This window comes from Exiguobacterium sp. FSL W8-0210 (assembly GCF_038006045.1).
Classification (GTDB): Bacteria; Bacillota; Bacilli; order Exiguobacteriales; family Exiguobacteriaceae; genus Exiguobacterium_A.
Genome location: NZ_JBBOUK010000001.1, coordinates 2,330,698 through 2,345,207, shown reverse-complemented (window position 1 = coordinate 2,345,207; position 14,510 = coordinate 2,330,698). Strand labels below are relative to the sequence as shown.

Sequence of the window (14,510 nt, the reverse complement as noted above, 5' to 3'; positions counted from 1 at the left end):
ATGAAGGCAGCAATCGTATATGCGTCATTGAGTGGAAACACGGAGGAGGTGGCAGAACTCGTCGCGAAGACGTGTTCTGAGATGGGAATCGAGCCGACGATGTTGTTTGCAGACGAAGTGACGACGTATCAGTTAATGCCTTATGATATCGTCTATTTTGGTTCGTATACGTGGGGAGATGGGCAACTACCCGACGATATGCGCGATTGTCTTAGAACTGTTCTGAAGGAGAGTTCGCATGCGATTCCGCAGGCAGCTGTTTTTGGAACAGGAGACAAGATGTTCGTCAAATATTGTCGCGCCGTGGATGAGATGGCGTATCATCTCTCGAAATTCGGGGTACCGCTTGCTGGAGAACTGTTGAAAATCGAACAGTCACCACGCAATCGCCCACATCTCGTCAAGGAATGGACGAAACGGACCATTCTTCAATTACAGCAAGAAGGAGTCGAAGCACATGGAACAGCTACAAAAAATCAAACTGCTTGATGCACGTCATCCGAATCGCGCGACAGCGATCATCGGTGGCGAAACGAGTGCCATCGTCAACTGGAACGACATTGCGTATCCACAGTTTTATTCGATTTACAAACAACTGTTATCGAACTTCTGGATTCCAGATGAGATTTCAATGTCGAAGGATATGCAACAGTGGAATCAACTGAGCGAACGGGAACAGGATGCCTTCAAACGAATCATCGGGCTACTCTCGATCCTTGACTCGGTTCAGACACGTTATATCTTGGAATCGGCAATGTTCACATCGGATTCATCGGTTCATGCGATTCTTGCAATCGTTGCGCAACAGGAAGTCGTTCATAATCAATCGTACAGCTACGTCTTATCCAGCTTAGTTCCATTGGCTGAACAAAACCGGATTTTCGATATCGCGAAAGACGATGACATGGTCATGAAGCGTAATGCATTCATTCTTGATTTATACGAAGATTTCCAAAATGACCGGACTCCAGAAAACTTCGCGAAATCGCTTGTTGCTTCGATCGTTCTTGAAGGAATCAACTTCTATTCAGGCTTTGCCTTCTTCTATAACTTAGCGCGTCATCAAAAGATGGTCGGAACATCGACGATGATCAGCTACATTCAACGTGACGAATTGCAACACTCGTACTTCATCAGTCAATTGTTACGTGCTGTCTTGTCGGAGCATCCGGAAATTGATGCCGATGGCTCATTCACACAATTCGTCTATGACACGTTCAAGCGTGCCGTTGATCTTGAAATCGAGTGGAGCGAATACGTCTTACGTGATCTAGACGGACTTGACGTCAGTGAAATGCGTGACTACGTTAAATATCTCGCGAACAAACGCCTTCGCGTCATCGGTTTGTCGGATCTTTATGAAGGGCACGACGAAGACGTCATGCCATGGATTCGTGCGTATTCAGATGATTCGATGAACGCGACGAAATCAGACTTCTTCGAACAAAAATCACGTTCGTATGCGAAAGTAACGGATGCGAATGGATTCGACGATCTGTAAGTAATCAATTGATGATTGCTTCTACTCTATATTTCCTTTACGCTAGGACAGGTGAGGTTCTGCTCGACTCCTGCGGAAAAACAAGTCATCATGACCCTTGAAGATGCGACGCATCTGAAGCGGCATGAGGGCTTGTCCGCGGAAAGCGAGCAGACCGAGACTGTCCGTTTTTATTAGAGCGTTTTGAAAGTCGCTCATATCACTTTTCGGTATCTGTTTTTTAGGTCAATTGAGTAAAAGAACAAAAAAAGGGCCGAACTCGGAAAGTTCGGCAGAATCAGGGGGAATACTTGAAGTCTTGCTACTAAAATGTTCCCTTGTGAAATAAAAAATAAACAAATTCCAAAAATATTTTTTACGATACAAGAAAAGTGTGTTATTATAAGTTGATGAATTTAGTTAGGGAGTGTATACATTATGGCAAACTTTGAAAAAGACCAAGTCGTTACTGGTAAAGTAACTGGTATTCAAAACTTCGGTGCTTTCGTAGCACTTGACGAGCAAACACAAGGTCTCGTCCACATCTCAGAAATCTCACACGATTACGTAAAAGACATCAACGATTACGTAAAAGTTGGCGATGAAGTAACTGTTAAAGTTCTCGACATCGACGAAGCTAACAAAAAAATGAAGCTTTCGATCAAAGCAACTCAGGAAGCTCCAAAACGTGAAGCACGCGCGAAAGGTCCACGCAAAAACGCTGGACGTCGCGATGCAGGTCCTGCTTTCAAACAAGAAGAAGCACCTGGATTCAACGTTCTTAAAGGTAAATTGGAAGAATGGATTGAAAAATCAAACTTCCAAAAATAAGCCACATGAGAGAATCGACATCGGTCGGTTCTCTTTTTTTTATGCGATTTTTACATAGAATAAGCATTAAATTAGATGTGAAAAGGGAATGTGTGGATAATGTAAGGTGTTCATTACTTATTGAGGAGGCAACACAGATGGAAAACTTTGAATATCGCAATCCAACAAGACTTATTTTTGGTGACGGTCAAGTCAGCCAACTGAAACCACAACTCGAAGCACTCGGTGCAAAGAAAGTCATGCTCGTCTTCGGTGGCGGCAGTATTAAACGTAATGGCGTCTATGATGATGTCACACGTGAACTCAACGCGGCAGGAATCGAGTACGTCGAATGCGACGGTGTCGAACCGAACCCGCGTATCGAGACAGCAGAGCGCGGTATCAAAATTGCACGTGAAGCAGGCGTTGACGCATTGCTTGCACTCGGTGGCGGTTCTGTCATCGACTGCACGAAATTGATTGCTGCTGGTATTCCTTATGAAGGCGAAGCATGGGATCTCGTCATCGGCAAAGCAACACCAGAAACAGTCATCCCATTCGGAACAGTCTTGACGCTTGCAGCAACAGGTTCTGAGATGAACTCAGGATCCGTCATCACGAACTGGAAGACACAAGAGAAGTACGGTTGGGGTAGCCCGCTTACGTTCCCAACATTCTCAATCCTTGATCCGAAGTACACAGTCAGTGTGCCAAAAGATCAAACAATCTACGGTATCGTCGATATGATGAGCCACTGCCTCGAGCAATACTTCCACCCTGCGCATGCACCGGTCCAAGAACGGATGACAGAAGGTGTCATGAAAGCAGTCGTCGAAGCAGCACCAAAACTCGTCAACGATCTCGAGAACGTTGAACTTCGTGGCACGATTCTCTTCGCTGGTACGATGGCGCTCAACGGTGTCCTTCAAATGGGCGCACGTGGAGACTGGGCATCACACAACATCGAGCACGCGGTTTCAGCTGTTCACGATATCCCGCACGCAGGTGGACTTGCGATCCTCTTCCCGAACTGGATGCGCCACGTACTCGACGAATCAAACGCACATCGTTTCGTCACACTCGGTGAGAACGTCTTTAACGTTGATACGGAAGGTAAATCAGAGATGGAAGCAGCACACGCGACAATCGACGCAATCAGTGCTTTCTGGACATCACTCGGTGCACCGAATCGTCTCGCTGATTACGACATCAAAGAAGATACAGTTGACGCAATCGTCAAGTCAGCAATGACACGCGGCGACTTCGGAAACTTCAAATCACTTGGAAACGAAGACGTTCGTCAAATCGTGACAGCTGCCCTATAACAATCTGTAACATTTGCTACTCATTTCACAAAAGACTTGAATGACCTTCCTTCTTGCGTTTTAATGAAAAGGAAGGTCGCATTTCGTTGCGAATGAATAAGGAGGACGATGGCATGTCAACAGTACGTTTTGATTATTCGAAAGCCCTACAATTCGTAGGTCAACATGAAGTAGATCATATGGCGGAAACGGTAAAGACGCTTCACCATGCGATTCATGCAGGAACAGGTGCAGGAAGTGATTTCTTAGGATGGGTAGATCTTCCGACGAATTACGATCAAGCGGAATTTGCACGCATCCAAGCGTCTGCAGAAAAAATCAAGTCGGATTCTGATGTGTTGTTAGTCGTCGGAATCGGCGGTTCGTATCTCGGAGCGCGCGCTGCGATCGAGATGCTCGGACACTCATTCCATAACTTGTTATCAAAAGAAGATCGCAAAGCACCACAAATCATCTATGCAGGTCATAATATCTCATCGACGTATCTGCACGATTTATTCGAAGTCCTCGAAGGAAAAGATGTATCGGTCAACATCATCTCGAAATCGGGTACGACGACAGAACCAGCAATTTCGTTCCGTCTCTTGAAATCGTTCATGGAAGAGAAATACGGTAAAGCAGAAGCCAAACACCGGATTTATGCAACGACGGATAAAGCGCGTGGTGCATTAAAAACACTCGCAGACTCTGAAGGATACGAGACATTCGTCATTCCGGATGATGTCGGCGGCCGTTTCTCTGTGTTGACACCGGTTGGTCTATTACCGATCGCAGCAGCTGGTATTTCAATCGAAGAGTTGATGCAAGGTGCCCGTGACGCGCAAGAGCGCTACGCGAGCGAAAACCTAGCTGACAACGAAGCGTATCAATACGCGGTCGTTCGAAATGCGCTCTATGCGAAAGGGAAGACGATCGAGCTTCTCGTCAACTACGAACCAGCACTTCATTATGTGTCAGAGTGGTGGAAACAATTATACGGCGAGTCAGAAGGAAAAGACTTCAAAGGGATCTTCCCAGCAGCAGTCGACTTCTCGACGGATCTTCACTCGATGGGACAATACGTCCAAGAAGGTCGTCGTGACCTGTTCGAGACAGTCATCAAAGTCGGTCAAGCACGTCATGCATTGACGATCGAAGAAGATGCTCAGGATCTCGATGGATTGAACTTCCTTGCAGGGAAGTCGATTCAATTCGTCAACGGTAAAGCAGCAGAAGGTACGTTGCTTGCGCACACGGACGGACAAGTACCGAACTTGACAGTCGAACTTCCAGAGATGACACCGTATCACCTCGGATTCCTGTTCTACTTCTTCGAAAAAGCTTGTGCGATGAGTGGTTACCTCCTCGGAGTGAACCCATTTGATCAGCCAGGCGTCGAAGCGTACAAGAAAAACATGTTCGCTCTTCTTGGGAAACCAGGATTCGAAGCAGAAAAAGCAGAACTCGAAGCACGTTTGAAGTAATATGAAACGACAGTCGATCGTTCCCTAGTGGAACATCGGCTGTTTTTTTGTCTTTAGCGGATGATAGTAGGCTATCATTTTCCAGATTTACAGGTAATCCTAGCGTTTTCACTTTTAGAATACCCGTGAAACAGGTAAAGTGAAGTTAGAAGAAGAAATGAGGTGCACGTACGTGATTACATTCTTGGATTATTATCAAAATCAAGTGGAGTTAAGTTTTGATGACCATCCGTTCTCGGATCGTCCCTTGCACGTATGGGTCATTGCCGTGTACGAAGGAAAATGGTTGCTGACCCATCATAAGCAACGTGGTTATGAATTTCCTGGTGGAAAGGTTGAACCAGGGGAAACGGCGGAAGAAGCTGCACGTCGTGAAGTGATGGAAGAGACAGGTGGGGAAATCGATTCCCTCTCATATGTTGGGCAGTATCGGGTTGCCGGAAAAGGCGATACGATCATCAAAAACATCTACTTCGCGCAAATCGGATCATTGTCGTCTCATCTTGCCGTGGATGAAACGGACGGTGCTTTTCTATTCGAGGAACTCCCTGAACGTCTCGATACGAATCGACAATACAGTTTCATGATGAAGGACCGTGTCCTTCCGGAGACGCTCCGTGTACTTAGCGAACGCCGATTGGTTTGAACTTCCGCGGCAAGGTCCGTTTCGGACGTTTCGGATGTTTTATACCACAGCGGATGGAGAACGGGTCGGTGCCTATATCGTACTCCCGCAAGTTGCGAACGGTCAGGGAATTCTCTACTTGCGTGGTGGAACGCGTTCGATCGGAATGGTCCGACCGACTCGATTGCTCGCGTTCGCACAGGCAGGCTTTTTTGTCATGGCACCTTTCTATCGAGGGAATCTAGGCGGCACGGGAAAAGAAGACTTTGGACATCACGATATCGAAGACGCCTGCAGCGCCTTTGACTGGTTACAGCAACGTGTTTCGCATGTTCACGCATTTGGATTTTCACGTGGTGGACAGATGGCACTGCTCCTTGCGCATCACCGTCCAGTCGCTCGAACGGTTTCCTGGGCAGGGGTGACGGAGTTGACGTGGACGTATGAAGAGCAGAAGACGATGCAAAAGATGCTGCGGCGATACACGGGAGGTACACCAGATACGGTTCCTGATGAATACGCGGTTCGCTCGCCGCTCCATGTCGAACCTCAAGGTGAAGTGTTATTGATTCACGGTGCGTATGATGAGAACGTTCGTTTACGCCACGCGACGGCTTATGCCGCACGTTATTCCGAAAAAACGATGCTTCAGACTTATGCCTATGCCCATCAATTTCCGATTCATGACAAGTTGCGTGTGACGCGGAATGTGTTGAATTGGTTTGAGACTGGTATATGGAATCCGGATGAAAGGTGATAGTTCAAGCAGTACGACCAATGTCGTGCTGTTTTTTTGTGTTACGGAAAATGGCATAGAATTAAAAAATAAGAACATTGATATGTTGTAAAAAACAATAATCACCTAAAAAGTAAACTTTGATATAATAGATGACATCTGAGAAGAATAGAGGGGGCATGAGAACGATGGATATCTTATTAGCACGTCAACCCATCGTTAATCGAGTAGGTTCGATTGATGCATTTGAACTATTGTATCGTTCGATTGAACAAATCAGTGTGTTTGATGGTGATTTAGCGACGATGGATGTTTTGACGAATACACTTGTTCATATGGGAGTAAATCATGTAGCAGAAGGCAAGAAGCTATTTGTTAATTTCACGGCAGAGCTGTTGAAAAGTGACTTGATTCATTATTTGGATCCAAGCCAATTCGTCATTGAAATTCTAGAAACAGTTGAGATCGATACAGAGATGCTGTCTGTTCTACATAGTTGGAAAGACGCGGGCTTTACGTTAGCACTCGATGATTTTGTGACGGATTTACTCCGACAGCATGGAGCGGAATTGTTTGAGTTGATCGATTTAATTAAAATCGACATTGAGACGATTTCCCCTCGCGAGCAAAGTGCTATCCTCCATATTGTCCGTCGCAATTATCCTCATATCCGAATGCTTGCCGAGCGTGTCGAAACGCACGAAGATCATACACGGTGTCTTGACATGGGATATGACTGGTTTCAGGGATATTTTTATGCTAAACCGATGTTGATGAAAGGAAAGGCGGTCCCACCGCAACTACCGGTTTTGTTAAAAATGTTGAAATGGCTCGATACGGATGAAAAGTACGATGAGGTCGTTGATGAGATTGAAGCGAATCCCTATATTAGTATTCAAGTGTTACAGCTGATCAATTCTCCAGGAATGGGTTTACGCAATACCGTCAGTTCCGTTCGTCAAGCGATTTCACTGCTTGGCTTTTCGCAACTCAAAAGTTGGATTTCGTTGATTGTTTTACGTGAGATGAAGCTTGCTAGTCCTTATGAGTGGTCAAATGAGTTATTACGGTCCTCTTTACACTGTGCGAAGCTCTGTGAACTCTTTGCTACCGAAACCCGAACACTACAACCGGAGAGTGCTTACATGCTTGGCTTGTTATCGCACATCGATGCGTTATTATCTGTTGATATTGACGATATCATCGATCAATTGCCACTCGAAGATTCTCTGAAGATTGTTCTACAAGGAAAGGATCATCCGTTTCGGGATTGTTTAGTGCTTGCGATTAGTGCAGATCGAGGTGATTTTGATCAGTTTGAACTGCTGAGTCAGCGTTTAAATGTATCACTTCCGCGAGCCTATGCATTACTGACGGAAAGTCAAGAGTGGCTCATGCAGCGAGAAAAACATATTCAAGAAGAGTCAGACTCGATCATATAACTAAAAAAAGAGTTTGAAGACTTTTTTCTAGACATAAGACGACGTGTAATCATTCTCTTAACTGAGTAGGATTACACGTTTTTATTCGTCTCGAATCGCCTAATAGGAAGAATTTCTAAGGATTAAGGAGTAACTAAAAAATCTGAGTCCGTGAAGACCGGACTCAGATTTTTTAGTTACTTGATGTAAATTCGGTGTCTATCTTTTTGATGCAAGTCAGAAAACTCTACTTTATAGGCGCGGACCAGCTGACTTGATCGCATCCGTCGCACTCTCGAAACGAAGGAAATTGTTCTGGAATTTCTCAGCAAGCGAACGCGCTTGTGTGTCGTATTCGTCCGGATTCGACCAGACGCGTACCGGGTTGAGTAACTCACTTGGAACACCAGGAACTTCGAGCGGCATATGAAGTCCAAAGATCGGGTGTTCTTCTGTTGGAATCGTTGCAAGTGTGCCGTTAACGGCAGCGTTGACCATCGTCCGTGTATAAGATAGCTTCATGCGGCTACCTGTTCCGTAAGCACCGCCTGTCCAGCCCGTGTTGACGAGATAAACGGTAACACCATGACGATCAATCAATTCGCCGAGCATCGTCGCATACTTTTCAGGCATCAGTGGAAGGAATGGTGAACCGAAGCACGTCGAGAAGGTCGCTTCTGGTTCCGTGACACCGCGTTCTGTTCCAGCGAGTTTTGATGTATATCCTGATAGGAAGTGATACATCGCTTGTTCTTTCGTCAATTTGCTGATCGGAGGCAAGACGCCGTACGCATCAGCTGTCAAGAAGACAATCGTCTTCGGATGACCAGCGCGTGACGGAACAGCGATGTTATCGATTGCAGTGATCGGATAAGCAGCACGCGTATTTTCCGTCAACGATGTATCATCGTAATCAGGATGACGGGCTTCGTCGAGTACGACGTTCTCAAGGACGGTTCCGAAACGGATCGCGTCAAAGATTTGCGGTTCTTTTTCACGCGATAGATTGACCGTCTTCGCGTAACATCCGCCTTCGATGTTGAAGACACCATCGTGCGACCAACCATGCTCATCGTCACCGATCAATTGACGGCTATCATCGGCTGAAAGGGTGGTCTTACCAGTACCAGATAGACCGAAGAACAAGGCGACGTCGCCTTCGTGTCCGACGTTTGCCGAGCAGTGCATCGAAAGGACGTTTTCTTGTGGCAAGAGGTAGTTCATGACGGAAAAGATCGACTTTTTGATTTCTCCAGCGTATTCCGTTCCACCGATCAAGACGATCCGGTGTTCGAACGACATCGCGATGAACGTCTCGGAGTTCGTTCCGTCAACGGCAGGATCTGCTTTGAAATGTGGCGCGTAGACGACCGTGAACGGTTCGAAGGCAGCCACTTCAGGATACTCGCGTAAAAAGAGTTGTTTGGCAAACAGGTTATGCCAAGCATATTGTGTGAGCACACGGACCGGAAGGGTGAAGTGCGTATCTGCTCCAGCAGCAGCTTCTGTGTAGTAGAGATGATCAGCTTCGTTCATGTAACGAAGAACCTTTTGCAACAATTGTTCAAATTTGTCTCCATCCATTGGTTGGTTGACATGACCCCAATCAATGTGAGACTCGCAGGAAGAATCACGGACGATGAACTTATCTTTTGGTGAACGACCTGTAAATTTCCCCGTTTCTACAGATAATGCGCCGTTCTCAGCAAGGACACCTTCTTCGTTTAGAATCGCATGTTCGACAAGTTCAGCAACAGATAGTTGTTTGAACACATGCTCTTTCTTGAGTAGTTCTTCGATATTCAGGACCGTTATCGGCATCCTGACCCCACCTTTCCCCTACGTTGGTTTTGGCTCACTGTATTTAGCATGACACATTTATTATATGTGACATACTAAAGAGAGAGCAATCATTTTCTAGTGCTGATTTCTATTTATCTGGAAACGCTTTCAGCATTAACAGTTTAACATCTCTTTCAAAAAGTTTCGACTAGAATTTGAAACCTTGCTTGACAGAGTAGTTACAACTTTATATCATGTAATTCGTAACGGATACTCTTATTCTGAGCAGGTGGAGGGAACAAGGCCCGAAGAAACCCGGCAACCGTCCTACATTAATTCACATATTAATGAGGGAAAAGGTGCTCTCCTGAAGCGAAGTAAACACTTCGAACGATAAGAGGGTAAAGGAAGAACGCACAACCTTTCCCTGACCATTTTTTGGACTTGGAAAGGTTTTTTTCATTTTACCGTCCCACTCAACTAGGGGAAATGAGTACACCGTCAAATTCTTTTTTGGGAGGGTCATACATGACAAACCTTAATCGCCGACTATTCACGTCGGAGTCAGTCACTGAAGGTCATCCAGATAAAATCTGTGACCAAATTTCGGATTCAATTCTTGATGCAATCCTCGCAGCGGATCCAAACGCGCGTGTTGCGGCAGAAACTTCTGTTACAACAGGTCTCGTTCTCGTTGCAGGTGAGATCACGACATCCACTTACGTCGACATTCCAAAAGTCGTTCGTGAAACGATTCGTGAGATCGGTTATACACGCGCGAAATACGGTTTTGACGCGGACACATGTGCTGTATTGACATCAATCGATGAGCAATCAGCAGACATCGCTCTTGGTGTAGACCAAGCGCTTGAAGCACGTGAAGGTAGCATGTCTGATGCAGAAATCGATGCAATCGGTGCAGGAGACCAAGGTCTCATGTTCGGTTACGCAACGAAAGAAACACCAGAACTCATGCCACTTCCAATCTCGCTTTCACACCGTCTCGCACGCCGTTTGGCAGAAGTGCGTAAAAACGGTCAACTCGACTACCTTCGTCCGGACGGAAAAACACAAGTCACGGTCGAATACAACGAGAACAACGAGCCGGTTCGTGTCGATACGATCGTCATCTCGACACAACACGCGGAAGAAGTTACGCTTAAGCAAATTCAAGCTGACTTGAAAGAACACGTCATCACACCGGTCATCCCGGCTGAATACATCGACGCAGCAACGAAATTCTTCATCAATCCAACTGGTCGTTTCGTCATCGGCGGACCACAAGGAGATGCTGGATTGACGGGTCGTAAGATCATCGTTGATACGTATGGTGGATACGCACGCCACGGCGGTGGAGCATTCTCAGGTAAAGATCCAACAAAAGTCGACCGTTCAGCTGCATACGCAGCACGTTACGTCGCGAAGAACCTCGTTGCTGCAGGTCTTGCAGATAAAGCAGAAGTTCAACTCGCGTACGCAATCGGTGTCGCGCACCCAGTATCAATCGCGGTTGACACATTCGGTACAGGAAAACTTCCTGAAGCGCAACTCGTCGAATTGGTTGCTGAAAACTTCGATCTTCGTCCGGCTGGAATCATCAACATGCTTGATCTCCGTCGTCCGATCTATCGTCAAACAGCTGCATACGGTCACTTCGGTCGTACAGATGTTGAGCTTCCATGGGAACAAACAGATAAAGCAGCAGTTCTTGAAGAACAAGCAAAACGTTTCGCATAATCAAAAAGTCCGAGAACCCTATGAACTGCTCCCTGTCAAGTAGACAGGACAAATAATAAAAATCCTTTAAACGGCTTGCGCTCTGTATTCTAATGGAGCCAAGCCGTTTAATCGTTGTTGATATCGTTCTTCATTGTAGAAGTAAATATATTTCTGGATTGCGAGTCGGAGTTCGTCGAACTCCGCAAACTTATGTAGATAATAACTTTCGCACTTCAACGCTCCCCAAAAGGACTCCATCGGTCCGTTATCAATACATCTTCCAACCCGAGACATACTTTGTGTAATGCCTGCCACGCGTGTCATATGACGAAACGCATGAGAAGTATATTGAAATCCTCGATCACTATGAAGCAAGGGACGACTTCCGGATGCGCCCTGTAGGGCGTGTTCAAGAGTATCGAACACAAGCTGATTATTATTGGAATGCCCAAGAACGAAGGCACGGATGGATCCATCATATAGGTCCAGAATGGCGCTCAAATACGCCTTCTGAGAGGCGCCATACTTCAGTTCCGTGACATCCGTCACCCATTTTTGGTTCGGTCCTGCGGCGTTGAAATCACGGTTCAGAATGTTCTCTGCAGTCTGTTGAGGGCGATTACGAATATACAAAGGACGTTTCCGGCGTATGACGCAATGAATACCGGCGACATGCATCAGGCGACGGACACGCTTCGCGTTGACGTTTCTTCCGAAACGACGTTTCAGGTTCAATGTCATCCGTCGGTAGCCATAGATTCCGTTCACCGTAAGGTGGATCTCGTTCATCTCTTCGATGATTTTCATGTTCTCCGTCTCACGAGTCTGTGGTATACCAATCCGGCGTAACCACTTGTAGTAGGCAGCGCGCGAGACTCCAGCGAGGTGACACAGGGCGATGATCGGGTAACCAAATTGCTCTACCGATGATTGAATGGCTTCATATTTATCTTGAAGACGAATTTGACTTAACGTGACCTCCTCTCGATCTCCTCTAACTTTTTTAAGAAATCGTTCTCCATGCGTAGACGCTCATTTTCTTTCTCGAGTCGTTTCAGATCCAACGCCAAACGGTCTGTATCCGTCAATTCTTCTACTGGCTTCTGACGTCCGCGACGGTCCATCAGTGCGTCGATTCCGTCCTTCTCGAACTTTCTTACCCAGCTATAAATTTGTTGGTACGAGACCCGATGGGTCTTCATGATGCTTTGATAGTCTTTTCTGTTCTGTATACAGTCCATGACTGCCTGGACACGCTCTTCGAATGTAGTGGTTCTACCTTTAGTCATAGTGGATCGCTCCTTCAATGGTTTCCCTTGAGTACTATGACTAGTATACCTCTCTATCCACTTCGCAAGTAGGCTTCTATCCGAGATATCAAACCGTGCCGTAGCGCTAATAAGCGATTCCTTTTGGTCGAGTACTGCACGTATAGCCTTCATCTTCAGTTCTTCCGGATAACGCGTCCACTCTGTTCGATTACGAAGTGCCATGGAGCCGCCCGTACGATATTTTGTCCTCCATCTATTTAAGGTGGTGACTGAAAGCTCGAAGAGCGAGGCAATCGATTTGATCGAGTCGATTCGGTCTTCACACATCTTAATAATTCGTAGTTTTTCATCTGACGAAAACTTAGATTTAGTCATAGAAAAAGCTCCCTTCAAAAAGTAGACAGTTTTTGTTATTTCAACTGTCTACTTTTTGGGGAGCATATCACTACGCGGGTTTTCGGACTTTTTTGTTTCCGCGGAACTTTGCAGGAAACGAATGTTTTTTCTAGAAGAGGGTAAAAGTACATGAGTCGATTCGTATGAATACAAAGGGGGGTTCCGATTATGGAAATACGCGAAGCTATTCCAGCTGATGCAGGACATATTCATGACATTGCCGTCACATCTTGGTTGGATACGTATGCAGAAATCTATTCCGAACGTTCGAAAGCGCATTTCGTGCAGGAGGCGTATCCGCAAGAAGAAGTCGTTCGTGCGATCCGGACGGCGGAAGAAGCACGGGGAGAGTATTTTTATGTCGGAATCATCGACGAGGAAATCGTCGGTTTCATTCATGCTGTTGATGTCGAAGGAACGTGGGAGATCGTTCGTCTGTACGTCTTACCGAAATATCAGCAAAACGGAATCGGAAGACGATTGATCCGTGAACTCGAACGACAAGGAGCCGTCCCACTCGAAGTATACGTGGAAGCACGTAACTATAAAGCGCGTCAATTCCTGACCTCATTTGGTTTTGAAGAACTTAGTGAGATGACGGAAGAAGTGTTTGGGCAAGCGGAATCAGTCGTTCGTCTTCGCCATGTTGCCTCGTGAAATCCGTCTCGGGACGGTTTCGTTTGCGTTTGAAATAAGGTATCGTGAAAAGGAAGTATGAAGTGAAGAGGTGAGTTTGTGGTTGAACAACCAACAGGAATCATCGTATTAGTCTATCCGTTACAACTGCGTGCCCGTCCGAGTGAAGCTTTGATTCGAGTACTCGAAAGAGAGTATGAAGTGCTACTCGTCGACGCACCACGTCGCATTTCGTTTGAAGAGCACGGTCAACTGTTAAAAGAAGCATTACGCGAAGCAGGAAAACGAAAGCTACCGATTCATATCATCGCCTGTAGCATGGGCGCACTCGTCGTCAATCGTCTGTTGCAAGAATATGAACTACCAGTCGCAAGTCTTGCGTTCGTTTCACCATTGTTTGATTGGCATCCGTCGAAACAACTCGGAGGTGTCAAACAAGTCTTCGCGAGTGCGTTTGATCGTTTCCGTCCCGATGCGCCACTCGGTACGTTGCCGTTTGGTCAAAGTACGGAAGATACCGTTCGCATCGGTGAACTGACGTATGCGCAGTACCGGGAAATCGAAGAAGAGATCGTCGTACATGACGAGGAACGAAAAAAACTGCCTCGTGTAAACTTGGCTTGTTTTTATGCACCAGACGATCAGTTCGCAGACGTCAAACTGACGCTTGAAGTATGCCGGAAAATGGGTGGCGATCAGATTTACTTACAACGTCTACACGGTTTCCCGCATTTCAGCTTTGAACGGTTGAATACACGGTTTGCGGAAAAATTATTGTTGTTTTTTAAATTAGTCGAAGAATGAAAAAAGTGATGGTTTCCATAGCGGAAGCCATCACTTCTTTAT

13 protein-coding genes and 1 riboswitch are annotated in these 14,510 nt (G+C 46.1%); of the genes, 11 read left to right on the top strand and 2 right to left on the bottom strand.

Annotated features, from left to right (window positions below):
* The 8 genes from MKY22_RS12250 to MKY22_RS12215 all read left to right on the top strand — a co-directional run bounded on the left by MKY22_RS12250 (position 1) and on the right by MKY22_RS12215 (position 7,881).
* Positions 1-489: a flavodoxin domain-containing protein gene (locus tag MKY22_RS12250; protein ID WP_023469116.1), complete on the top strand. Its 489-nt coding sequence runs from the start codon at positions 1-3 to the stop codon at positions 487-489.
* The gene (locus MKY22_RS12245) at positions 458-1,501 is read left to right on the top strand and encodes a ribonucleotide-diphosphate reductase subunit beta (protein WP_023469115.1); all 1,044 of its coding nucleotides are present in this window, start codon (positions 458-460) and stop codon (positions 1,499-1,501) included. Before MKY22_RS12250 ends, MKY22_RS12245 begins: the two co-directional genes overlap by 32 nt.
* A 417-nt stretch (positions 1,502-1,918) precedes the next feature.
* The gene (gene yugI / locus MKY22_RS12240; protein WP_012371159.1) at positions 1,919-2,311 is read left to right on the top strand and encodes a S1 domain-containing post-transcriptional regulator GSP13; all 393 of its coding nucleotides are present in this window, start codon (positions 1,919-1,921) and stop codon (positions 2,309-2,311) included.
* Positions 2,312-2,448: 137 nt separating this feature from the next.
* Positions 2,449-3,615, top strand: a complete 1,167-nt coding sequence (locus MKY22_RS12235; RefSeq protein ID WP_023469114.1) for an iron-containing alcohol dehydrogenase — start codon at positions 2,449-2,451, stop codon at positions 3,613-3,615.
* A 113-nt stretch (positions 3,616-3,728) separates the two neighbouring features.
* Positions 3,729-5,078 (top strand): glucose-6-phosphate isomerase, encoded by a 1,350-nt coding sequence (locus MKY22_RS12230; protein ID WP_341088962.1) that lies wholly within the window; start codon positions 3,729-3,731, stop codon positions 5,076-5,078.
* A gap of 172 nt (positions 5,079-5,250) precedes the next feature.
* Positions 5,251-5,724 carry an RNA deprotection pyrophosphohydrolase gene (ytkD, locus tag MKY22_RS12225; protein WP_023469112.1) on the top strand — a complete coding sequence of 158 codons (474 nt, stop codon included), beginning with the start codon at positions 5,251-5,253 and terminating at the stop codon, positions 5,722-5,724.
* Positions 5,696-6,460, top strand: coding sequence for an alpha/beta hydrolase family protein (locus MKY22_RS12220; RefSeq protein ID WP_023469111.1), 765 nt, complete (start codon positions 5,696-5,698; stop codon positions 6,458-6,460). Before ytkD ends, MKY22_RS12220 begins: the two co-directional genes overlap by 29 nt.
* A gap of 167 nt (positions 6,461-6,627) precedes the next feature.
* The gene (locus MKY22_RS12215; protein ID WP_290779153.1) at positions 6,628-7,881 is read left to right on the top strand and encodes an EAL and HDOD domain-containing protein; all 1,254 of its coding nucleotides are present in this window, start codon (positions 6,628-6,630) and stop codon (positions 7,879-7,881) included.
* 231 nt (positions 7,882-8,112) lie between these two features.
* Here MKY22_RS12215 and pckA read toward each other — a convergent pair whose 3' ends face one another.
* Positions 8,113-9,681: a phosphoenolpyruvate carboxykinase (ATP) gene (gene pckA, locus MKY22_RS12210; protein ID WP_341088960.1), complete on the bottom strand. Its 1,569-nt coding sequence runs from the start codon at positions 9,679-9,681 to the stop codon at positions 8,113-8,115.
* A 234-nt stretch (positions 9,682-9,915) separates the two neighbouring features.
* Positions 9,916-10,042, top strand: a riboswitch (SAM riboswitch).
* A gap of 128 nt (positions 10,043-10,170) precedes the next feature.
* On the opposite strand from pckA, the gene metK reads away from it, so the two are divergent.
* Positions 10,171-11,379: a methionine adenosyltransferase gene (gene metK, locus MKY22_RS12205; protein ID WP_341088959.1), complete on the top strand. Its 1,209-nt coding sequence runs from the start codon at positions 10,171-10,173 to the stop codon at positions 11,377-11,379.
* 66 nt (positions 11,380-11,445) lie between these two features.
* Here the strand turns inward: metK and MKY22_RS12200 are convergent.
* Positions 11,446-13,007 (bottom strand): IS3 family transposase gene (locus MKY22_RS12200; RefSeq protein WP_341086024.1). Its coding sequence is split into 2 segments (ribosomal slippage): positions 11,446-12,377 and positions 12,377-13,007, totalling 1,563 coding nucleotides; the frame shifts between segments, so codons are not numbered across the junction.
* Positions 13,008-13,196: 189 nt separating this feature from the next.
* Between MKY22_RS12200 and MKY22_RS12195 the strand changes: the two genes are divergently transcribed.
* Together MKY22_RS12195 and MKY22_RS12190 are read left to right on the top strand one after the other, a co-directional pair.
* Positions 13,197-13,685 carry a GNAT family N-acetyltransferase gene (locus MKY22_RS12195; RefSeq protein WP_290779159.1) on the top strand — a complete coding sequence of 163 codons (489 nt, stop codon included), beginning with the start codon at positions 13,197-13,199 and terminating at the stop codon, positions 13,683-13,685.
* Between the two features lie 78 nt (positions 13,686-13,763).
* Positions 13,764-14,468: a serine aminopeptidase domain-containing protein gene (locus tag MKY22_RS12190; protein WP_035406117.1), complete on the top strand. Its 705-nt coding sequence runs from the start codon at positions 13,764-13,766 to the stop codon at positions 14,466-14,468.
* Positions 14,469-14,510: the final 42 nt, after the last annotated feature.

Bases quoted from the DNA above. Each gene is read 5' to 3' on its own strand.
- MKY22_RS12250 (WP_023469116.1), top strand. From the start codon at position 1: ATGAAGGCAGCAATCGTATATGCGTCATTGAGTGGAAACACGGAGGAG.
- MKY22_RS12245 (WP_023469115.1), top strand. From the start codon at position 458: ATGGAACAGCTACAAAAAATCAAACTGCTTGATGCACGTCATCCGAAT.
- yugI (WP_012371159.1), top strand. From the start codon at position 1,919: ATGGCAAACTTTGAAAAAGACCAAGTCGTTACTGGTAAAGTAACTGGT.
- MKY22_RS12235 (WP_023469114.1), top strand. From the start codon at position 2,449: ATGGAAAACTTTGAATATCGCAATCCAACAAGACTTATTTTTGGTGAC.
- MKY22_RS12230 (WP_341088962.1), top strand. From the start codon at position 3,729: ATGTCAACAGTACGTTTTGATTATTCGAAAGCCCTACAATTCGTAGGT.
- MKY22_RS12215 (WP_290779153.1), top strand. From the start codon at position 6,628: ATGGATATCTTATTAGCACGTCAACCCATCGTTAATCGAGTAGGTTCG.
- pckA (WP_341088960.1), bottom strand. From the start codon at position 9,681: ATGCCGATAACGGTCCTGAATATCGAAGAACTACTCAAGAAAGAGCAT.
- metK (WP_341088959.1), top strand. From the start codon at position 10,171: ATGACAAACCTTAATCGCCGACTATTCACGTCGGAGTCAGTCACTGAA.
- MKY22_RS12195 (WP_290779159.1), top strand. From the start codon at position 13,197: ATGGAAATACGCGAAGCTATTCCAGCTGATGCAGGACATATTCATGAC.